Origin of the sequence: Bacillus sp. FSL K6-1003 (genome assembly GCF_037964945.1) — a bacterium.
Classification (GTDB): domain Bacteria; phylum Bacillota; class Bacilli; order Bacillales; family Bacillaceae; genus Bacillus; species Bacillus mojavensis.
Genome location: NZ_CP150176.1, coordinates 872,094 through 894,080, shown reverse-complemented (window position 1 = coordinate 894,080; position 21,987 = coordinate 872,094). Strand labels below are relative to the sequence as shown.

The following is a 21,987-nucleotide window of genomic DNA, read 5'->3' as shown; positions in this document are numbered from 1 at the left end:
TACCTCCTTATCTTGTGTGAAGCCTTCTGATGCCGACTGCCAGTGAACAAAGGCCGATTGCCGCAAAAAGAAGGACCGGCGTTTGAAGTTCAGCCCAGCCTCCCCCCTCCATTAAGGAAAGAAAGCCTTCGAGCGCCCATCGATTTGGCACCGCCTTTGAAACAGACTGCAGGAAATCCGGAAATTGATAAAGCGGAAGCATAGAACCGCCGAGAACGGCAAGCACCTGTATCCCAAAACCGCCTAAAACATCCGCTGACTTCATATCGCTGAGGCATGAAGCAAGAAGCATTGAAATGCCGGATACAGCTGCTGCGTAAGACAGCCCCAGCACACTCACGAACAAGAGATTGTCTCCCCAGTCCACATCAAACACATTGATGGTTACAATAAGAAAAATGAAAAATTGTATAATGGCAAACAAATAGGTCCCGAGCCACTTCCCGAAGAGAATGGCGTATTTTTGTGCAGGCGTCATCAGCAGTCTGGCAAGGGTTTCCGTTTCCTTTTCCAGCAAAAATGATTTCGCGCCGACCGTCATATGAAACAGCATAAACATGCAAAGCATTGCCGCCGAATAGTATTGAAAACTGGTAACTTCTTTTGTGCCGACTGATTTCTCTGTAACAGCAAGCCTGGCACCCGCTTCTTTTTCAAGCGTCTTTGCAAGGTTTTCTGCAATGAGGGAAGGATTGAGCTTTCCTCGTTTTGCAGCTTCCGTCTTGGTGACGTATTCCATTGAGGCGGATGACGCTTCTCGGACCGCCTTGTATTGATCTATAAAAGACACTGCAGCCGTTTCTATGATAGAGCCTTTTAATTCCTGATCAGTGCCAGCATAGACAGCGGCCGGTTTCTTGCCGGATCCCCAATGTGCCGGGACGGCAATTCCGACATCAATTTTCTTTTCCGTCAGCAGCTTTTTCATTTCCTTTTTACTGCCGGCTTCTGTGACCTTGATCATCTTCATTTTTTCAAGTACATCTGTTTTAAACATCTTCGACGTGCCTGACTGATCAGACTGGACATAGCCGACTTTGATTTCAACAATCTCGCTGCCTCCGCCAAGGATTGACCCAAGAGCGGCCCCTAATATGGCTGTTAAGATCAGCGGCATTAGGATAAGCATCATAAACCCTTTTTTGTCCGTGATTCTGATTTTGACATCTTTCCATGCGATCCATATTGCTTTTTTCATCGCTGTTCCTCCTAATCCCGCAATGTGCGGCCTGTCAGATTCAGAAACAGCCGTTCCAGATTTGGCTCCTGAACCTGGAGAGACAGGAGATTCGTTTGATGGGCAGCGGCTTCCGTGAGCAGGCTGGTGACTACTTTCTCATGGTGCGCCGCAGCAACCTCAATTTTGAGCTCAGATTCACTCACTGTCACATCATTCACATGGGCAAGAGAGCGGACAGCAGAAAGGAACCCTTCATCTGTCCTGCTGACAGTCATTTGGATGATCGTGTCTCCTCCAAGACGGCTGCACAAGTCGGTTTTTGTGCCGATCGCAATCATTTCTCCCTGATCAATAATGCCGATCCGGTCGCATAAATACTCGACCTCTTCCATGTAGTGACTCGTATAGATCACAGTCATGCCTGTTTCGTTGAGCTGTTTGACTGTTTCTAAAATATGATTTCTCGATTGGGGGTCGATGCCGACGGTCGGTTCATCCATGATTAGCAGCTCAGGCTTATGCATAAGGGCGGCGCCGATATTGATTCTCCGTTTCATTCCGCCTGAGAAGGTTTCGATTTTCTCTTTAGCACGCTCAGTCAGTCCGACATACTCAAGGACTTCTGCTGATCTTTTTTTGGCCTCTCCATGCGTGAGTCCATACATTTTCCCCCAGAATACGAGATTTTCTTGTGCCGTCAGTGTCGGGTACAGGGCGATTTCCTGCGGGACAATGCCGATTTTTTGTTTGGCTTTGTTCGTGTCTTTGCCGATAACATACCCGCCGACTGTAATCTCCCCTCCGTCAAGCGGCACAAGCCCGGAAATCATAGAAATGGTTGTGGACTTCCCCGCTCCGTTCGGTCCCAGCAGTCCGAACGACTCACCCTTTTTCAAAGAAAAAGAGATTCCTTTGACAATTGTTTTTTTTCCGTATGCCTTTTTGATATTTTCTGCTTGAAGCACGCCGTTTCACTCCTTTTTTTATCCCATTGCCATTGTAGAAGAGATGAGAGTGTAAAACATGTGGCGCCGGATAGAACATCAGGCATAAAAAAAAGGCTTGCGGCAGGCCTTTTCAAGGTAACGCATATGCCAAACGTCATCTATCAAAAGACAGATACGCCATGTCTGACGGAATAAATGGCAGCTTGGGTTCTGTCTCTGACCGACAGTTTGCTGATAATGTTTGACACGTGATTTTTCACTGTGCCTTCTGTAATATACAGTTTTTCAGCAATTTCTTTATTGTTCAGCCCGTACCCGAGCTGAGCCAGCACTTCCATTTCGCGCTCGGTTAAGTCGTGCAGCTCCTTCGGTTTTTCTTTCTCTTCCGTTCCTTTCAGCTGTTTTTCACGTTTCCATTCATTCAGCATTTGGGCTGTGAGTTCCGGCGGGAGCACCATTCCGCCTGATTGAACAGTCATAACCGCTTTCACAATTGTATCGGCTGACATGTCCTTTAACAGGTAACCGCTTGCCCCTTCTTCAAGCGCTTCGGCAATCAGCTCTGAATCTTTAAAGGTTGTCAGCATCAGCACCTTTACGCCCGTTAGCGAGCTGGTGATCAATTTTGTTCCCTCCACCCCGTTGGAAACCGGCATGCGAATGTCCATTAATACGATATCCGGTTCCAGCTCTTTCGCCTTTTCAAAGGCTTCCTGTCCGTTTCGCGCTGTGGCGATGACATCGAGTTCTTCTCGGAGCTGAAGCAGGGATGCCAGCCCTTCCCTGACGATATCCTGATCGTCGGTAATGATGATCTTAATCATGATAAACTCTCCTTTTGCTGCGCGGGCCCAAAGCTCCATTTTTTATTGGCCAAAGAAAATTCGGCGATTACAGTAAATCCTTGATCCGTTTCACTTTCAAAGCGGATCGATCCGCCGTGCTCCGCTGCCCGCTTTTTCATATTCAAAAGGCCAAAGCCGAGTGCCGCCTCGGGATTTCCTTTTCCGTCATCCTTCATAACAAGGCTGATGCTGTCCGTTGTGCAGGCAAGCTGGATTGAACAGGCTGTGGCGCCGCCGTGCCGTTTGGCATTGGTCAGCGCCTCCTGCACTGTTCTGATCACAGTCGGGTGCAGAGACAGAGGGACCAGCGCAGGGTCGCCGCTGACCGTCAGTTCGGATGTGACGCCCGCATTTTTGTAAAAGTCTTCTGTCAGCTGTTTCAGCGATTCAATGAATGAGGGATCGCTCTCCGTTTGCAGGGTGCGTACTGATAAGCGGATATCATCAAGCGCTTCACGGGCAAGCGTTTCACATACCCCGACTGTTTCTTCCGCTTTTCGGCTGTCTCTTTTTTGCCATTCACGCAGAAGCTGCAGCTGGACAAGAAGCGCCGTCATTTTGTGCCCCACTGTATCATGGATGTCCCGTGCCATTCTGTTCCGTTCATGAATGGCGGTGAGTTCTTCGACCTGCTTCGCATATAAATGCAGCTCCTGGTGTGCGGCTGACAGCGCCAGATGCGAATCCGTCAGTTCCTGAAACTGCTGTTTTGCCGTTTCTTGTGCTTCAAGAAGTTTGCCGATTAATTTACCGACCACCCCGCAGAACACCACAAATGTCATGCTGGTGATATGATCCATGACGTATTCATTGCCGACTAATAGATATGTACGAATGAGGACAATTGAAAACAAAATGGAGCAAAGACATAACACAGACCATGCCATTTTTCTATTGAACCCGCGCAGAAAAAATGCGACAGCTACCGGACATAGCATAATAATGAACAAACCAGTGCCGGGAAACATGAATCCAAACGAAAAGCCGACCGTAATATCAATCAGACAAAACCAGACGTCATACTTCTCTATTTTCAGCAGAAAATGATTGGCTGCATACACGGCAGCTCCTAACGCTATAAATAGATATTCAAACCAATTATCATTCTTTACGAGGGGCAGATACATCGAACAGCTCACCATTAAGGTGAAAATCCTTGTAAATAAAAGAGCCTTCACGCTCATCACTCCTATAAGCAATTCCTTTCTTATCATACCTGCCTCTTGTTATTTTTTACAGGTGTTTCTGGAAGATAAATCCCGGAATTAAAAAACCGCATATGAACTCTATGTCAAATGCGGTGCTGTCACTTATTTATTCGAATTCATCGCTCCCGAATAATAGGTGTTAAATAAAGCATCATTTTGCTCTATTTAAAGCGATTGAGCCCGTTACAAGATGGTTCAGTTCCCCCTTACAGGTTGGTTCTCTTACCATAACAAGGCGGACAAAAATAAAAAATCCCCCTGCCGTTATTTACGGCAAAGGGATGACAGTCAAATCACAAATTTGATAAACGCTCCGGAGACAGGGTCTTTCACATGAAAATGATTTTCCGTTTCTTCAATCGAATATCCAGCGTTTTTGACTCGGTCCGCCACACGTTTGAGTTCCTCTTGATGAGGCAGGACAACAGTGTAATAGTCTAGTCCGCTGGCATTTGCCGGTTTAGGCGGCGCGTTTCTTCCCGCCCAAATGTTTAAGCCGATATGGTGGTGGTAGCCTCCGGCTGAAACGAAGAGAGCAGACATGTCCGCATAGTCTCCGACAATGTCAAAGCCCAATACACCTGTATAAAACGCTTTTGCTTCATTCAGATCGCTGACATGCAGATGAATGTGCCCGATGACCGTACCGTTTGGAAGTGTTGTTTTCCGCTCTTCTCCGGCCTCTTCCAAAAGGCTCTCGATGTCGACAGCGGTTGTCGTCATGACATAGTTTCCTTCACGATCCCGCTGCCAAGTGCTCCGGGGGCGGTCAGCGTACATTTCAATTCCGTTTCCGTCAGGATCAGAGAGATAGAGCGCCTCGCTGACAGCGTGGTCTCCCTGACCGATGGCAATCCCGTTTTCAATCAAGCGGGCAAGTGCGATACCAAGTTCCTTTCTGTTGGGCAGCAGAATCGCAAAGTGATACAGGCCCGTTACCGTGCGTTCAGGCAAGACGACAGCGCTTGGATTTTCTTGAAGAATAAGGAGGGTGCGTATTCCGTCAGCCGTTAATTCAGCTCGGCGGTCCGTCTTTTTCAAGACTTGAAAGCCGATCACATTGCAATAGAACTGAAGGGAACGCTCCAGACTGCGGATTGTGAGTTTGACATAGCCAATGGTTGTACCCTCATGAATGCTGGTCATGCTGTATGCCTCTTTTCTTATGCTGATACATTTTCGTTCTTTTTTGCTTTAAACACAAATGAGTCCAGCGCCAAGAAACGGCTTCCCGAAAGCGCCAGGTGAATGGATGTCAGAAGCAGAAGGTAATCAAATTCTGAGTTCCCCATGAATGGCGCTTTCAGCTTCACTGTAATAATGGCTCCGATCAGCGTAAGAGCAAACAGAACACCTACAATACGTGTAGCCAATCCGAAAAAGACGAGCACTCCGCCAACGAGTTCAATCGCTGCGATGACATACGCCATAAAGCTTGGAAGCCCTATGCTGCCGAAAAATTGGATCGTGCCCTCCATTGCCTGAAACTTTGATAAACCGTGAACAAAAAAGATAATACCTGTGATGACTCTTAAAAGTAATGTGCCAATTTCAAATGATTTATTCATTTTTATCCTCCTTGATAAATGTTATCACTTACTTAATGTAAGCTAGTATATATACATAACTTGTTTACGTCAAGTAATTTTGTTACATTTTACGAAATTGAAATGAAAGTACTATAAATCTGTAACAAAAAAGACCTTTGTGCAGGACAAAGGTCTTTTTCATTATTGCTTAAATTGGCTTTCGTATAAGTCACTGTAAAATCCTTTTTGGCGTATCAGCTCATCATGGCTGCCTTTTTCAATCATTTCGCCGTCTTTTAACACAACAATCTGATCCGCTCGTTGAATGGTATTCAGCCTGTGGGCAATGATGACGCTCGTTCTCCCCTCCATTAAGCGGGCAAGCGCTTCTTGGATTTTCACTTCTGTTACGGTATCAATGTTGCTTGTCGCTTCATCCAAAATGAGCAGAACCGGATCGGCCAGCACGGCTCTTGCTATGGAGATCAATTGCTTCTGCCCTTGACTGATGCCCGAGCCGTTTTGTGTCAGCACTGTATCATATCCTTTTGGCATCCGCGCAATAAAGCTGTGCGCATTCGCTGTTTTTGCTGCGGTCTCGACTTCCTGATCGGAGGCATCGAGCCTGCCGTAGCGGATATTTTCTCTGATCGTGCCTTGGAATAAGAACGAATCCTGAAGCACAAACCCCATGTTTTTTCTCAGGCTGGCTCTTGTCAGCTTTTTAATATCAATCCCGTCGATTAAAATGCTCCCCTCATTGGGCTCGTAAAAACGGGCAAGGAGATTGGTTATAGTGGTTTTCCCCGCTCCCGTCGGGCCGACAAAGGCGATTGACTGCCCGGCCGGTACTGTGAATTGGAGGTGTTTCAGCGTCTGATTGTTTTCCTCGTAGCCGAAGGAAACATTTCGGAATTCAATGCTGCCTGTTTGTATCGGCTGATGCATGGCATTCTTTTCATCCTCCCGCTCCTCTTTTTCATCCAGCACGTCAAACACCCGTTCAGCGCCGGCAATAGCGGACAGCATCGTATTAAACTGATTGGCCAGATCATTTAAAGGGCGTGTGAACTGTCTTGAGTACTCGGCAAAGACAACGATGGTGCCGATGGATATCCAGCCTTTCAGCGCAAACAGTCCGCCGATTGCGGCAATGATTGTAAAGCTTAAATTGTTTAAAGAGTTCATCACTTTCGGGATAAAGCCGGAAATCGTCTGTGCCCAGAAGCCTGAAGTCTTGAGTGCGGCGTTTTTTTCCAGAAATTCAGCTGTGATCTGGTCTTCCCGTGAATACGCTTTGATGACCTTTGCGCCTGAAATGCTTTCTTCAATATATCCGTTCAGCTCGCCAAGGTTTTTTTGCTGTTCTTTAAAGAGTTTCCCCGTACGGTTAGTGATCCATTTCAAACTTACCGCCATTACTGGAATGATCGTCAGCGTAATCACCGTCAGCAGCGGGCTCATATACAGCATGACGGCAATCGTTCCGACGAAGGTAATGACGCTCGACAGAATTTGAATCACTGACGTATTTAAAGTGGAGCTGACATTTTCGATGTCATTGGTCACCCGGCTCATCAGCTCTCCATGCCGCTGTTTATCAAAAAACGGGATCGGCAGCTCATGCAGATGGGTGAACAGCTCGCTTCGCATTCTAAAGACTGTGCCTTGCGAAATCGTGATCATCCAATAGTTTTGAAACCAGAGTGACAAAGATTGAATGAGATATATGCCAAGCAGAATGAGCAGAACGGGAATAAGCCCGCTGACCGTCTGGCCGACAATGAAATGATCGATGGCCTTTCCGATCACAAAGGGGCCGAGGAGGCCGAATATCGCGCTGATTACGACCATCAGCATAACGAGTATGAGCAGCCCTTTTCGTTCTGCCAGGTACGACCAGATTCGTCTCAGGGTGCCTTTTGTATCCTTTGCTTTCGCTCTTTTTTTGGCGCGTTCCTTTTTATCGATTGGGATTTTGGGATATTGGAAAGGCTTGCGGATGTCTTTCAGCACGACTCGCTCCCCTCCCTTCCGAATTGCGACTCGTAAATGCGCTTGTATAAATGTGATTCAGAAAGCAGCTCGCTGTGTGTGCCTTTTTCTATCAGCTCGCCATCCTCCAGCAGCAAGATTTCATCAGCTTTCATGGCCGTTGTTATTTTTTGTGTAATGATTAAGGTTGTGCACTCATATGTGCTGATGGCCTCAAGCAGATTCGCTTCCGTTTGTAGGTCAAGTGCGCTTGTGCTGTCATCCAAAAGAAGGATGGATGGTTTTCTGATGAGCGCCCGTGCAATAGAAATCCGCTGCTTTTGGCCGCCGGACAAATTGACGCCTCTTTGACCCAGGACGGTATCATATCCCTTTGGAAGCTTCATGATCGTTTCATGGATTTGCGCATGTTTTGCCGCTTCCATTATTTCATCAAGTGAAGCATGTTCTTTGCCCCAAGCTATATTTTCTTTGATTGTGCCTGAGAACAGGAGCACTTCCTGAGGCACAAATCCGATTTGCTTGCGAAGACCCTCCGCCGGAAAATCATCAATTGGCTTTTCATCTATGTAAATGCTGCCCGAATCCGGCTGATAAAGCCGCGGGATGAGCTGAAAAAGCGTTGATTTTCCTGATCCTGTCGCCCCGAGAATCGCGATCGTTTCTTTCGGCTTTGCGGAAAATGTGACATGCCGCAGCGCTTCTCTGTCCATATCCGGATATCGGAAGGACACATCCTGAAAGTCAATTCGGCCTGACAAGCGATCTGAGAGTAATCCTCCCTCCTGCTCGTCACCTTCTGTTTCAAGCACTTCGCCGATTCTGTCGCCTGAGGCTTTTGCCCGGGTAAAAATCATAATCAAAAACGGGAACATAGAAAGCGCACCCGTAATTCGTGTCGCATAGTTAATAACCGCGACGACATCGCCGACCTGAGTGCCTCCGCTTGTAATGCTGTGAGCTCCCGCCCATAAAATAAACAGAATGCAGAGGTTCATCAGCAACATCAGCACAGGCATTGTAAATTCTACAAGCTGAAATGCCGAGACCGTTTTTTGCATCAGCATCGTGTTTGCTTTGATAAATCTCTTGACCTCATGGCTTCCGCGCAGCAGCGCTTTAATCAGCTTGATCGCAGTTAAATTTTCCTGCATGATCGTATTCACTTGATCCAGCCGTTTCTGAACAGACCTAAACAGCGCTCCGCCTTTTTTCAGTACCCAAAGCAAAAACAAAATCAGGATCGGAATCGTCACAAGAAGAAAAAAGCCGAGCTTCACGTTAACAGCGAGTGACAGCACAATGCCGCCCACAATCATTAACGGCGCACGCAGCATAAACCTCAGGCTCATAAAAATCAGGTTTTGCACCTGTGTTACATCGTTTGTGAGCCTTGTCATATAGGATGAGGATGAAAACTGTCCAAATGTTGAATAAGAGAAGGACTGGATTTTTTGAAAAAGCCCTTTTCTCGTATCGTAGGAAAAGCTTTGGCTGACATGGGCAGCGTAAAAGGAATTCAGCATACCCGCCGCAAATGATAAAATGGTCAGTCCGATCATGACCGCACCCCATATCCAAACGTGCCGCATGTCTTGCTTCAAAATCCCATCGTCGATGATTTTTGCAATCAATAGAGGCTGTACCAGTTCAACCGCGAGTTCCGTCAGCATGAGAATCAGCGCAATTCCCACCAGAAGTGAGTATGGTTTTAAATATGATAAAGCCTTTGACATGTAAAAGCCTCCAAATCCCTTTAGCAATATGTACTTTTTATTTTAATTGTTTGCGGAGCTTGATGAAAGAATTTTACTTTTAGGATGTGTTTTGAAAGTAAAGAAAAAACTCTGAATCTAATATCGATTTAGAGACTGTGTTTTAAAAGGAGTTTGTCTGAAAAGACAATGCAGCAAATAAGTTGAAAGTGAATTGAAAGGAAAACCCCTATTGTGGCTTAAGTACGAATGTTTTTAAGAGCAGAGCACTCGGGCTTTATACGCTCCGAAAAGAGGCTTCTCAGTGCCCATGAAGCCGAATGCAATAAAACCGATTGATGACAATACTCACCTTACCTTTCATTTAAGAGCATTTCCTGGCTGAACTGCATTCATTAAAAGTATCAGTAATTTTACTCTACAGAAGTTAAGATGCGGGATTGACTTAGGTCAATGAAAAGACACTAGAAAGATAAATTGAACTAAAGGAAAAATATAAAATAAAAATGTTAAAACGAAGACCTTTTTTGCGAGGAATGTTTCTCTGATAAAAAATGAGGTGATACATTTCTGAAATCTTATGTAAAACCCTAAATAGAGCGCAAAAAGCACCTCTATTTAGGATCTGCACATTTTATATTACCTAATAAAAACTAAAGCCACTCCATATTCCTTGCTCTTGTCGAACTCTTTTATTACTCTCATGACCTGCCAGTTTTGTTTAGGAGATTCAGTTTTTGTTGCAATTCCGTTATGTGCTTGAATAAAGTCTCCAGCTTTTACTGTGCTGTCACATCTTACATAAACCTGCCCTACAAGCCCCACAACATTCCATTCATCCCTGTCTTCCCTAGAAGCATAGTTCTTATCCGGCTTATAATCGGGGTTTTCCCTAGGTGCCATGACGAGCTGGCCATTAGCACCTTTCTGTTTCTCATAAATATATCCGCCAAAATCATTCTTCAAGTATCTTCCGGACCAATGAAAGCTTGACTCACCAAGAATCACACCTGCTGTTTCAGAAATAACTCCAAGCATAATGTCACCTTTATTCGCAGGTCTAATCTTATCTCCTTCCAGAGTAACCAAGGTTCCTGTCGGAATTTTTTCACCGCTTAAACTCTCAAAATACTCTGCGTAATCGGTGAAAGTTTGGGAACTTTTTATGCTTCCTGAAGCCTTAATCGTTCCATCTTTTGCATGAAGTTCAATCTTTCTGTTTGCTGAGGATGGTGTGCTGCCGCTTGCCCATCCCAGAGCAACTGAGTCTGAATTCGGATTGATCGTATTATATGAGGCGATCACTGAAGATTGGGCAGCGCCAGTTGCTCTTCCCCGAACTGATCCGGCTACAAAATTATTATTTCCAGTAGCATGAGATTCACGAGAACCAATAACCCCGCTTCCTTTATGTTTAAACAAAAAGTACGGCGTCACGACTCCGCCAATTTTAAAGTCGGTTTCGTAGCCTGAAAAATCACAATTAGAAACATTGAGATCCGGATCAGTAGAATAAATACCAACAGTACCACTGTTATTTTTAGGCGATCTTTGCCCCCATACATTACTAACGACAGACTCGTACATACCGCTCCCGAAAACAACACCCTTTTCGGCTGAATCAATCAAAGTCACACCATCAATCATTACTTTGCCGACAGAATTGTCGCCACCTACAATATAAATATCATTATCAGCAGTCTTAAATCCTCGAATCGTTATATTCTTCAAATTGATTAGGCGCCCTTTATAATACACACTTACAACTGAATTTCCCTTATAGTTAATTGATGAATCATCGCATATAGCATGAAAATTCACCACGTTGACACCATCGTAGCCTGAAATTTGCAGAGCATTTGGTCCTGCCCCTTTATAAAGATCATTTGGCTTAGGGTTATATGCGATACAGTTAGCCAGCTGAACATCATGAGCTGATGCTGACTGAGGATCACTTGCTGTGTGGTGTCCTATATGCCGAATGCAAAAACTAATCGCATTCTCATAGGCACGGCAGTTCACGAGCTGAACTCTTTTCGCAGCCGGAGCATAGTCATGTGCTTTAATTTCAAATCCTCGAACTCCCCCAATTGCGATGCAGCTATCAACCATCACATCCTGTGAGCCATCATCAATTTCAAAACAGTTTGTATTTGAAGATCCATCATTTAACCCCATTGGATGATAGGATAGACAATGACTGAAAGTCGTATGCTTTCCAAAGTGGCATGTGAAATTGTCATCACCCGAGCCTGTTGCTTCACAATATGAAAAGGTTACAAAGTTGCAGCCACCAGGCTGATAAAAGGCAGGATCATCATTTTCTCCATGTCTGTTATAATTTGGGCTTGTAGCATCGAATCCGTGAAGGCCGGCATTTTTTGCAAAAACATGCTCCACAAATGAGTAATCCACATTTGCAAAAAGCAAACAGCTTGAAGTGGGGCCTTTAGGGATCTTCCACCCAGCAGGGCGCGTATCTTTATTCCAGTCCAGTGTTACATGTCCAATATAGATATTTTCATTACCATTTGTATGATCACTATTGGTAAGTACAGAGTGACCCACTGGTGTGTCGTCTAATAACTTGATGATGGTTCTTTTCTTACCTGCTCCAACCAGCATTGTATTCGAAGGAACAAGCAATCCAGATACCCTAAATACGCCTGCAGGAACTTTTATCAGATAACCGCCCTCGGCCATCGCATCCTGAAATGCTTGCGTATCATCTGTAACTCCGTCTCCTTTGGCTCCATAATCCATTACGTTTCGTTCTTCATGATACTCAAATCTGTTTTCATACATTTTGAGTCGTTCATTTAAGTTTTCAAATGTTGTTGTTCCATCATAGAGTGCAGTCCCAATTTTACGATCGATTGTTTCAAAATTCTCAGCAAGCTTTGAATCAATTTCAACGCTTTCAGTTTTTTCAGGTTTGTAAAGACCTAAAAATGTTGTATAGTTCTCCATTTTTCTACCCCCTAATTTTTGATAAACATCCCTTACACTTATAGATGGCAAACGTATGACAAACAAAAATGCGCTGTCTTAAAACAGCGCACTGATAAACCTTGACTATTCAACTTAGTAGTTTTTCCACACGCTCCCGCATCTGCGGCACACTCAATCCGATAATCACCTGAAACGCTTTCCCGTTTCTGACGACGCCGTGTGCGCCAAGCGCGCGGAAGACGCTGTCGGGTTCGACCTTTTTTTCATCCTTGACGCTGACTCTGAGGCGGGTGGCGCAGTTTGTGACCTCGGTGATGTTGTCTTTTCCGCCTAACGCTTCGATGTACAATGCAGCGGTTTCATCTGCCGTTTCCGCAGCGGAGGCTGTTTCGTCCTTTTTGTTTTTTCTTTCTCTGTATTCCTGTTTTGAATACAGCTTTGTTTCCTGCTGATCGTCAATTTCCCGTCCCGGTGTGGCAATATTGAATTTAAGGATCAGAAATCGGAAGACGAAAAAATAAATAGCAGTAAATGAGAGTCCAATCAGAACTTGATACACATACGTCATACCGTGGCTGCCAAAGAGCGGAATCCAGTTCAGGGTAACCGCCTCGATTAACCCGCCCCCCATGTTTCCGACAACACCGGCCATATACATGACCGTCGACATTGTCGCGGCGAGTACGGCGTGAACCGCAAATAGGAAAGGAGAGATGAATAAGAAAGTAAACTCAATCGGCTCTGTAATGCCGGCGACGATCGCCGTGAGTGTGACAGGAATTAGCAGGCCGGCGACGAGTTTTTTCTTTTCCTTTTTGGCTGTGACATAAAACGCGAGCGCAATCCCCGGAATGCCGAAGATTTTCGAATTGCCGTGAAGCGCGAATCCGCCTTGCGGGAACAGCTCCTTCAGCGGTTTGGCGCTTTGTGAATATTCACCGAGGTGCTGCGCCCAATACGTGACGATACCGCCTTCCGCCACAGCCGGGCCGTAGATGAACGGCGTGTAAATAAAATGATGAAGGCCGGTCGGAATTAAAATCCGTTCCAGGAACGTGTAAACCCATACACCTGCTGCCCCCGAGGCAACAAGGAAGCTTTGAAGCGAGCCGATTCCCGTTTGGACCATCGGCCAGATAAAAGACACGGCCAGAGCGACCGGAATCATAATGAAGAAGGAAATCATGACGATATACGTGGAGCCTTGAAAGATGCCGAGAAAATCAGGCAGTTTTTTATCAAAATAGCGGTTATGCAAAAATACAACAATGGAAGAAATAAAGATTGCCCCAATAATGTTGGTATCAAGCGTTTTAATGCCGGCAATCATCGTTAGTCCGCTCGTTCCGCCGACCTCTTGGTTCATGTCGACGCCGAATGCTCCTCCCCATACCGTCAGGATCGAGCTGACAAAGTAGTTGAACGTCAAGTAAACCGTAAGCGCTTCCAAACAAGCGCGCGCCTGAGCTTTTTTCGCCAAAGCGACTGGGATGCCGATGGCAAATAAGAGCGGCATTTGATTAAATACGGTCCAGCCGCCCTGCTCAATGATATACCAGCACTGGTACCAAAACCCGTCAGGATCGGCGAGCGGGCCCATCAGGGTTTCGTTTTTGAAAAGTGTGCTGACACCGACAATAATGCCGGCGAACGCGAATAATAGAACAGGCACAAACATCGCGCTTCCAAAGCGCTGGACTTTTTGCATCATATCAAAACCCCCTGCTACTCAATGTCGTTTTTTTCAGCTTCTTTGTAATCAACATATGCGCGGAATAATGCTTCGCCAACGAGAAAAAACGGCGCAAAAGCGACAATTTCTTTTTTATCGCTCAATGTCACGGCCTTGCTTGTCGCATAAAGATTATGCGGTGTCAGTTGGGCGAGGACATTGTTTTTCAGATTCGTAATGGAAATAAAGGGAACACCCTTTGCGGAAAGCATTCTTGCCTGCGGGATCAGCTCAGGTGTTTCTCCGGACAGCGAAATGATGATAAACAGGTCATTCACCTTAAAATCATCCTGCATCTGGTCAAATTCATTTCTGCCCTCAATTAAAATCAGATACTTATTGAGAGGGATAAACATTCTTTGCAGATCATGGGCGCATATCTTTTGCGCCGTTCCGGACCCGTACACGAACATGCGGTCCGCTTCATCAATCAGCTGGCACATGTCCGTCATGTCCTTTGTCCTTAAAAATTTCAGGTTTGCTTCAATGTCATCCAGCAGCTTTTGAAAACTCATACTCTCGCCTTCTTCCGACTGATCTTCCCACTTCAAAAAAACGCGGAATTCACTGTAGCCGCTGAAACCAAGCTTTTGGGCAAGACGCAAAATCGAGGAACGCGATACACTGCACGCTTTCGCAAGCGCATCGATTCCAAGACGATAGCACGTGTTCTTGTGATTCAATATATATTTCAGAATATGAAAGTCATTGTCATTTAATTTACTGTAATGCTGATTAATCAGTTCTTCGAGCTGCATATCAGATCCCCCCATTTTCTTTCTATTATATACAATATAGATTTCGAAAATGGGGGATTTTTCAGTTAGGAGATGCGGCTAGGGCTTTGATCAAGCTCAGGCCAGAAATCTTTATTGGCTTCCATTAAATCTTCGAGAATGAGCCTTGCCACACGAGCGTTCGGCACTGTTTTTGAGAGAATGAGCGCCTGCCATAGTTTTTGGAAGGATTTTTCCGTCCACGCCTCAACTGTCAATTTCTCAACTGATACCTGCTGCTCCATCAGTCCTTTTTGGAACTGCGGAATGTTTCCGACTGTGATCGGTTCAGGCCCGTTTGAGCCGACGATACACGGCACCTCTACCATCGCTGTCGGGTCAAAGTTTGCGATTGCGCCGTTATTTTCAACGATTAAAAGCATTCTTTCACCTGTATTGTAGGCAATGGCACGGGCCAGATCGACGATATATGACGCGTGATCGTCTATTTTGATGTCGCTGTTTTTAGAGGATTGCTCGCGTGCAATCATATCGCATTGGCTGAAAATAAAGGCTTCGCGTCCTTCCATAACTTCGTTTGCCCGCGTATGGTTCGGATTTGATTTTTTCACCATGTCATCCGGGAACAGATAATATTGTAAATACGTATTCGGCAATGTGTCTGGATCGGCGGCCTGCACGTCACGCGCTTTTGCGAACGTGTCATTCCAGCTCGCCTCCACCGCTTCGGACTCTGCGTTCGGAATATACCCGTACTGAGACACATGTTCCTTCAGCTTCGGCATTAAATCATTGCCCTCTTGATCCTGAATGGATGTCCACCAGCCGAAATGATTTAACCCGTAATACCGGACCTTCATTTCTTTTCTTGAGGACAGGCCGAGAATTTGCGCCATACGGTCTTCGATACCGACCGGCATATCACAGATGTTGAGGATTTTTGAGTTCGGTCTGAGGCGTCTCGTTGCTTCCGCCACAATCGCCGCTGGGTTGGAGTAATTCAGCATCCACGCATCTGGCGAGTATGTTTCCATGTAATCTAATATTTCAAGCACACCGCCAATTGAACGCATACCGTATGCGATACCGCCCGGCCCGCACGTCTCCTGGCCCACAACTCCGTACTTCAGCGGAATTTGCTCATCAAGCGCGCGCATCGCATATTTCCCTACCCTGATGTGTGCCATGACAAAATCAACGTCTGTAAAAGCTTCTTCCGGATCAGTCGTCGCTGTAAATTCAATTTCCGGTGCTTTTTCTCTGATAAAAACGTCACAGGCCGCCGCAATCCGCTCCTGTCTTTCCTTATCATTGTCATACAGCTTCAGCTTTCTGATCGGAAACTCCTCCAAATGGTCCAGTAGCATCAGAACAATCCCGGGAGTAAATGTGCTCCCTCCGCCCGCTATTACGATTGAGAATGATTTTTTCTTCATATGACGACCTCCTTGATAACGTTTACATTTTATTTATATCATGTGACAGCTTGTCTCGTAATGCTTTTGGCGCACTTAGGTCATTTGATCAGTTTTAGTTTTTTTTCCCATAGAGCGGGAAATTTCTCACTTGCTATCATGTAAGAAATTTGATTTTTTTACCTTTTTTGCACTCTCAAAGTCTCATCATCTGTGAAATTTGAGTGAATATACGCCCTTCCAGTTCTTATGAAAAGGTTCTTTTGTACGATTCGGATACATGCCGAATTATTTATAATCATTTATATAAAACATCCATTTGTGCGTTAATTTAGGAAAGGCAGGGGACAAAAGTTGGACTCACATAAAGTCATTGAGCTTGCAAATCAGTACAGTGCAGCCGCAGAAGAGGTCAGAAGCTCAAAGATGCTCCTTGACTCCCGGTTATCTGCATTGGGCGATGCGTGGCAGGGAAAAGCAAGAGACATATTTGACCAGGATTTTGAGGAAACAAAAGCTGCCTACGACCAGTTCGAACAGGAGCTGCTTGAAACAAGCCAGGAACTTAAGGCAGCTGCCGTAAAAATAGAAGAACGAAAAGCTGAGATTGCCAGAATGGAAGAATTAGAAAGAAAAGCAAGAGAGGAAAGACATAAACTCGAGAGGTGAATAGCGTGTCAGGAAACATTGCAGTTGATCCGGATAAGCTTGAACAGCTGGCAAATGATGTGGTCACAGAATTAACTGATATGGAAAACAAATATAAGGATTTGCATGGGGAGCTGGGACAGCTGATTTTACAATGCGATCCCCGCTACAGCAGCTGTTTTTCGGGGGTCGGGGATGCTTGGAGCTCAGGAAAAGCGCTCGTCAGCAAGCTGAGTGACAATGAGATATTCATCAGAAAAACGAGCGACAAATTTGTTGAGCAAGACAATATTTTACGAAAGCTTTATAACGCTTATGACAAATATGGAACGATGACAAGCTTAACCGCCCTTATGCTGACCCAGGGAAAATACTACGGATTAGGGCTTACAAAGTTTGTGAAACAGCCAAGCGGCTTACATACTGCACGCCATTCAAACATTCTATTGGACATTTCCAGAGCGGTAGACAGCTCCCGTTATCAAAAAGCAGCCAGAGTGCTTTTGAACCCAAAATATCTGTTTAAAAAGACAAACCGACCATTTTCTGATCTGGTACATAAAAAGTTTACAAAGTACTTTCCGCAGGACACAGTGGATTTTTCAAACAGCGTAAGGAGCTATACAAGAGGATTTGTTAATGAAGCCGGCGTACGCTCAACGCTGAAGGATGTCGGAAAAACAGGCTTGAAATTCGCAAAAGGAAATGCCATTACAGCGACACTGATAACCGGAGCGACAGAAACGTTTGGAGCAGGCTTAAAGATCGCAGAAAACTACTCGAAATACGAAGACAAACCCGAAGTGCTCAAAAGGGAAAATGCAAAAGCTGTTGGCAATGCAGTGAATAACACGATTTTTATCGCTGGCGGGGCAACGGCAGGCGCAGTCGTCGGCGGTGCCGTCGGAAGTGTGTTAGGCCCTGTTGGCACAGTCATCGGCGGTACGATTGGTTCCGCTGTAGGCGGTTTTGTTGGGGAGAAAATTGCCAAATTCACATCAGGTTTCGCTGAAAAAGCAGCCATAAAGCTAAAAGAACCGATTCATGCTGTCGTTGATACAGCCAAGCAAGGCTTGGAAGCTGCCGGCAAGGTCGTAGAATCAGTGAATGACGGCATAGATGCGGCCAATAAAACAATTCATAAAGGAATGGAGAAAGCAAAGAAAACGGCGGACTCGCTTATACACGGCGCAACCCATTTCCTTAAAGGCAAACTTTCATTCGGATAGGAGAATAAATCATGAATCAGTTTACGATCAGCTTAGAAGAGCTCATATTTTGTTTTTACAGCGAAGGCTTTTTTGAACAGGGCATGTCATTGAAGCAAGCCTATTTCCCTGAAATTGAAGATGAGCAGCTCGGTTTCTTATTTGAAGCAGCCTGCCGTTCGCTTTTGGCGAAGGATGCTGTTGAATACCGGAATCATCAATACAGGTTAAAAGATGAGTACTGCCCGTTTATCCACGTATTAAATGATGCGGACTATACAGTAAAGCTTTCCAAGTTTGACGAACAAGGCAGCGAACGGAATGTTTCCTGCCATGTTTCAAAATTTGGCACCTACTCTCATGAGCTTCTTTTTGATGAGCAAGTACATAGCATAAAAAAAATGGAATCAAGTGACGGATTGCTTACAAAAGCAGCTGAGTTTTTAAATATAATAGATACCGAGGATAAAAGCGAATCTATCCTGGCTTTGACATCAAATGAATTTGAATTACTTCTGGAAGGTGCTTCCGAGACTCCCTCCTATCTGAAGGAATTCCTTGGAAAGCATGACTATCAGGAGGACATTACCCGGTTTATAAATGATTTGGCTTTGCGTAAAGGAAAGCTGGATACACTGATGCGCCTGTCTTACGATAAAGATAACGCGCCGGAAGTGGATGACATGGCTTTTATCCTGCCCGGCACCCGCCATACTTGGCTAATTACGGGTATCACGCAAAATGAATTTTCTGTCATAACAGCAAGTGTAGATATAATAAAAGATATGCTTTTTGTTAAAGAGCGATAAAGGAGAAAAACAATTGAAGAACAATGAAGTCATTAAAGTGAAAAGCAGAATGTTTTTCAGAATCTGGCTGTTTCTCGCAACTGGAGGCGCCGTGATTGCAGGCGTGTGGCTGGTGTCAGAAGCCATTACGTTCGAATCCAAATACGCTCTGCTTTATTTAGGTGGCGGATTGATGGCAATTGTCTATGGCTTGATCACATTTTCTATGGTTTTACCAGCGTTCACAAGCCGAGGAAATGTTATTTTTCGTATCAAACAAGGGCCTGATGGGAAGATTTTCACAAAAAAACGCAGCGTGCCATTTGCTGAAATCAAGCGCATTTATATGGGGCGCCATCAATACAGTTTGAAAGGGATTTTCTTTGAGGATATTATCATTGAGAAGAATGACGGCAAGATCGTTCGCATTCCGACTTGGAACATCATAGCTAATCCATTATTTTTCGAAGCGGTTGAACGCTATATGCTGCCCCATATGACGGAAGAGGCGAAAAACAATTGGATCAGCCAATTTACGGAGATTCAGCGCAGTGTGTATTTGAAGGAATTTGAAGAAAATCCGAAGCTTTAACGCGTCTCTCTCCTTTATAATGAAATACAACTGCAGTTTGAGGGGTGCGCGTGATGCTGATGACCATTCTTTTATTTCTAGCGGCGGGACTTGCTGAAATTGGCGGGGGCTATTTGATTTGGCTGTGGCTGAGAGAAGCGAAGCCCGTCGGGTACGGGGTAGCCGGGGCGCTGATCTTGATTGTGTACGGCATTCTCCCGACGTTTCAATCCTTCCCTTCCTTCGGCCGGGTATACGCCGCTTATGGAGGGGTGTTCATCGTACTAGCTGTCTTTTGGGGGTGGCTTGTCGATCGGAAAACTCCAGATCTGTATGACTGGATCGGCGCACTGATTTGTCTGATTGGCGTTTGTGTGATTCTATTTGCGCCGCGAGCATAACAAAATGGCCTGCTTATGAAAGCGGGCCATTTTTGTTTAATCCTCTTTTAAGTTGTTCAAAAGCACTTCATGCTCCTGCTGCGGTTCATCCAGCGGATAAATTCTTGCTGTTCCGGTTTCTTCATTCACATGCTGAATGTAAATCGGCACTCCGTTGTATGTTACTTTCTTCATATCCGGTGATTCCACGATTTCTTTTGCTCTCTGTATATTCATCTCAACACCCTCCTTCACACATAACGTTTCCACTTCTTGAAAGAAGTATGCTTTATGATCCAGCGGTCATATTAAATTTTTTCAATCGTTTGTAGAAGGTGCTGCGCGGAATGCCGCTGATTTTTGCGGCTTGGGAGACGTTTCCTTTTGCTGTTTCAAGCGCATTGATGAGGATATCTTTTTGAATTTGTTCTCGGAGATTCAGCGCCTTTGTTTCAGCCCGCTTTTCTTTTACGGGGCCGATCGGCAAGCCTGACGCTTCGAGCAATAAGGAAAGCGGCTCGTCACTCAGCCTTCCGTCCGGAAATCTGATGGAAAGGCGTTCAAAAACATTAAACAGCTCGCGGATATTCCCCGGCCACTTCCATTGCTTCAGCACGTCCAAAAAGCCTGGCGGAAGCTCTCCCGGCCATCCATTTTTCTGTGTGTAGTACGCAAAGAGGTCCTCAATATCTTCAAGACGGTTCCGCAGAGGAGGAAGCTGAATCGGGTAGACATGAAGGCGGTAAAACAGGTCCTCTCTGATTTTTCCGCTTTCTGCGAGTTCCCGCAAATCACAATGTGTAGCAGCAATCACTCTGATATCAACTGGAATTTCCTTTGTCCCGCCAATCGGCGTAATCTTGCGTTCCTGAAGCACCCGTAAAAGCGCTACCTGCATCGAGTGGGAAATTTCTCCGATTTCATCTAGAAATAAGGTGCCATGATTCGCTTTTTGGAAGGCGCCTTTGTAGCCATTTCGTTTCGCTCCCGTAAAAGCGCCTTCTGCATAGCCGAACAGCTCGCTTTCGATTAAATCCGACGGGATCGCTCCGCAATTCACGGCTACAAACGGCCCGTTCTTACGGTCGCTGTTTTCATGAAGCGCGCGGGCCGCGACTTCCTTCCCCGTGCCGGTTTCGCCCGACAGACAAACTGTCGCATCTGCCGCGGCCGCTCGTTCGAGGCTTATGAGCATGGCTTGCGATTGCCTGCTTTGTCCGAGGACTCCATGAAATCGAAAGGCCGCTTTTTTCTTTTGTTCCGATAAATAAAAACAAGTGCCGCTGTCCCCCATGGTGACCGCTTTTTCGATCGTAAAACCCTTTTCCTTCAACTCATAAAGATGCCGGCCTTGCCAATCCGGTATTGACGTTTGTATCGGTAGGCTTGCGCCGATGATGTGCTGTTTGGCATTGCAAAGCACGATCGGCACACGGGACGATGCCCTATCGGCAAAGCGGCTGAGCAGTTCAAGCTCTTTCTCCCTGCTTTTGGCTGCCAATTCCCGTTCCGCGGCAAAGGCGATGGCCGCGGCAATGCCGAGCATATTTGGCTGTGCGTGCGCTGCTGGGCAAGAGATATCAATCACCCCCGCAAGACTGCCGTCCTCATAATGAATCGGTGCTGCTGAGCAATTCCAGTGATGGGAGGCGACAGAATAATGCTCTGAACCTTGGATGACAACCGGCTCGCTAATGTGAAGCGCCGTTCCGATTGCATTTGTGCCAACCGCCGTTTCCGTCCAGCACGCGCCTTCGATAAAGTTAATGCGTTTGGCTTCATGGAGCGCGCGGCGATGCCCGTCAAGCGCCAGCACCACGCCGTCCGCATCAATTAATAGCGCCATCATTTCCATTTCTTTTATTGCAGGCAGCAATTTTTCCAGGTAAGGCATTGCGGTCGACAGAAAGAATGAATGTTTGTTTGACTGCTGATCCAGCTCCGTTTGCTGCAAAACCTTCGGGCCTTTTTCCAAATAGGGGTTAACCTCAGCCTTTCTGCAGCGATGCCAGGACTCGGCTATCCTTTTTCTTATTCGGGCTTCGTCCAGCACGCCGTCCTTCACAAAACGTTTCCAGGTTTGCAAATCGTTCGGGATCGAATTCATTCCTTGATCGTTCCTCCCTTACACGCCGTT

At 45.7% G+C, this 21,987-nt stretch carries 19 protein-coding genes; 5 read left to right on the top strand and 14 right to left on the bottom strand.

The window, feature by feature from the left end:
- Positions 1-7: 7 nt before the first annotated feature.
- From NSU16_RS04455 to glvA, 12 genes are all read right to left on the bottom strand, one after another.
- A complete protein-coding gene (locus tag NSU16_RS04455) occupies positions 8-1,198 on the bottom strand; it encodes an ABC transporter permease (protein ID WP_339192196.1) in 1,191 nt (396 codons plus the stop codon).
- 11 nt (positions 1,199-1,209) lie between these two features.
- The gene (locus NSU16_RS04450) at positions 1,210-2,145 is read right to left on the bottom strand and encodes an ABC transporter ATP-binding protein (protein WP_326196973.1); all 936 of its coding nucleotides are present in this window, start codon (positions 2,143-2,145) and stop codon (positions 1,210-1,212) included.
- Between the two features lie 143 nt (positions 2,146-2,288).
- Positions 2,289-2,951 (bottom strand): two-component system response regulator LnrK, encoded by a 663-nt coding sequence (gene lnrK, locus NSU16_RS04445; RefSeq protein ID WP_339192195.1) that lies wholly within the window; start codon positions 2,949-2,951, stop codon positions 2,289-2,291.
- Positions 2,948-4,150: a sensor histidine kinase gene (locus tag NSU16_RS04440; RefSeq protein WP_339192194.1), complete on the bottom strand. Its 1,203-nt coding sequence runs from the start codon at positions 4,148-4,150 to the stop codon at positions 2,948-2,950. Before NSU16_RS04440 ends, lnrK begins: the two co-directional genes overlap by 4 nt.
- A gap of 318 nt (positions 4,151-4,468) precedes the next feature.
- Positions 4,469-5,326 carry a VOC family protein gene (locus NSU16_RS04435; protein WP_326218851.1) on the bottom strand — a complete coding sequence of 286 codons (858 nt, stop codon included), beginning with the start codon at positions 5,324-5,326 and terminating at the stop codon, positions 4,469-4,471.
- A 17-nt stretch (positions 5,327-5,343) separates the two neighbouring features.
- Entirely contained in the window at positions 5,344-5,748 is a 405-nt protein-coding gene (catD, locus tag NSU16_RS04430; protein ID WP_229148960.1) for a DoxX family oxidoreductase CatD, read from the bottom strand.
- A 162-nt stretch (positions 5,749-5,910) separates the two neighbouring features.
- A complete protein-coding gene (locus NSU16_RS04425) occupies positions 5,911-7,725 on the bottom strand; it encodes an ABC transporter ATP-binding protein (protein WP_339192192.1) in 1,815 nt (604 codons plus the stop codon).
- Positions 7,719-9,440, bottom strand: coding sequence for an ABC transporter ATP-binding protein (locus tag NSU16_RS04420; RefSeq protein WP_339192191.1), 1,722 nt, complete (start codon positions 9,438-9,440; stop codon positions 7,719-7,721). Before NSU16_RS04420 ends, NSU16_RS04425 begins: the two co-directional genes overlap by 7 nt.
- Before the next feature lie 618 nt (positions 9,441-10,058).
- Positions 10,059-12,389, bottom strand: a complete 2,331-nt coding sequence (locus NSU16_RS04415; RefSeq protein ID WP_326330548.1) for a peptidase G2 autoproteolytic cleavage domain-containing protein — start codon at positions 12,387-12,389, stop codon at positions 10,059-10,061.
- Between the two features lie 109 nt (positions 12,390-12,498).
- On the bottom strand, positions 12,499-14,082 hold the full coding sequence (gene malP, locus NSU16_RS04410; protein WP_229148953.1) for a PTS maltose transporter subunit IIBC: 1,584 nt from the start codon (positions 14,080-14,082) through the stop codon (positions 12,499-12,501).
- Positions 14,083-14,096: 14 nt separating this feature from the next.
- Positions 14,097-14,861, bottom strand: coding sequence for a MurR/RpiR family transcriptional regulator (locus NSU16_RS04405; protein ID WP_010333426.1), 765 nt, complete (start codon positions 14,859-14,861; stop codon positions 14,097-14,099).
- A 65-nt stretch (positions 14,862-14,926) separates the two neighbouring features.
- Positions 14,927-16,276, bottom strand: a complete 1,350-nt coding sequence (gene glvA / locus NSU16_RS04400) for a maltose-6'-phosphate glucosidase (protein ID WP_339192190.1) — start codon at positions 16,274-16,276, stop codon at positions 14,927-14,929.
- Positions 16,277-16,609: 333 nt separating this feature from the next.
- Here glvA and NSU16_RS04395 point away from each other — a divergent pair, with 333 nt between their 5' ends.
- Genes NSU16_RS04395 through NSU16_RS04375 form a run of 5 tightly spaced genes read left to right on the top strand, consistent with a single transcriptional unit; the run spans position 16,610 to position 19,871 of the window.
- Positions 16,610-16,924 carry a WXG100 family type VII secretion target gene (locus NSU16_RS04395; protein ID WP_326226366.1) on the top strand — a complete coding sequence of 105 codons (315 nt, stop codon included), beginning with the start codon at positions 16,610-16,612 and terminating at the stop codon, positions 16,922-16,924.
- A 5-nt stretch (positions 16,925-16,929) separates the two neighbouring features.
- The gene (locus NSU16_RS04390; protein WP_010333423.1) at positions 16,930-18,132 is read left to right on the top strand and encodes a hypothetical protein; all 1,203 of its coding nucleotides are present in this window, start codon (positions 16,930-16,932) and stop codon (positions 18,130-18,132) included.
- A gap of 11 nt (positions 18,133-18,143) precedes the next feature.
- Positions 18,144-18,920, top strand: a complete 777-nt coding sequence (locus tag NSU16_RS04385; RefSeq protein WP_326201007.1) for a hypothetical protein — start codon at positions 18,144-18,146, stop codon at positions 18,918-18,920.
- Positions 18,921-18,933: 13 nt separating this feature from the next.
- Positions 18,934-19,491, top strand: a complete 558-nt coding sequence (locus NSU16_RS04380; protein ID WP_168747221.1) for a YfjD family protein — start codon at positions 18,934-18,936, stop codon at positions 19,489-19,491.
- Between the two features lie 50 nt (positions 19,492-19,541).
- Positions 19,542-19,871 (top strand): YnfA family protein, encoded by a 330-nt coding sequence (locus NSU16_RS04375; RefSeq protein WP_081720824.1) that lies wholly within the window; start codon positions 19,542-19,544, stop codon positions 19,869-19,871.
- 36 nt (positions 19,872-19,907) lie between these two features.
- On the opposite strand, the gene NSU16_RS04370 is transcribed toward NSU16_RS04375, so the two are convergent.
- Both NSU16_RS04370 and NSU16_RS04365 read right to left on the bottom strand, forming a co-directional pair.
- Positions 19,908-20,087, bottom strand: a complete 180-nt coding sequence (locus NSU16_RS04370; RefSeq protein ID WP_010333419.1) for a small acid-soluble spore protein H — start codon at positions 20,085-20,087, stop codon at positions 19,908-19,910.
- 52 nt (positions 20,088-20,139) lie between these two features.
- The gene (locus NSU16_RS04365; protein WP_339192189.1) at positions 20,140-21,957 is read right to left on the bottom strand and encodes a sigma-54-dependent Fis family transcriptional regulator; all 1,818 of its coding nucleotides are present in this window, start codon (positions 21,955-21,957) and stop codon (positions 20,140-20,142) included.
- Positions 21,958-21,987: the final 30 nt, after the last annotated feature.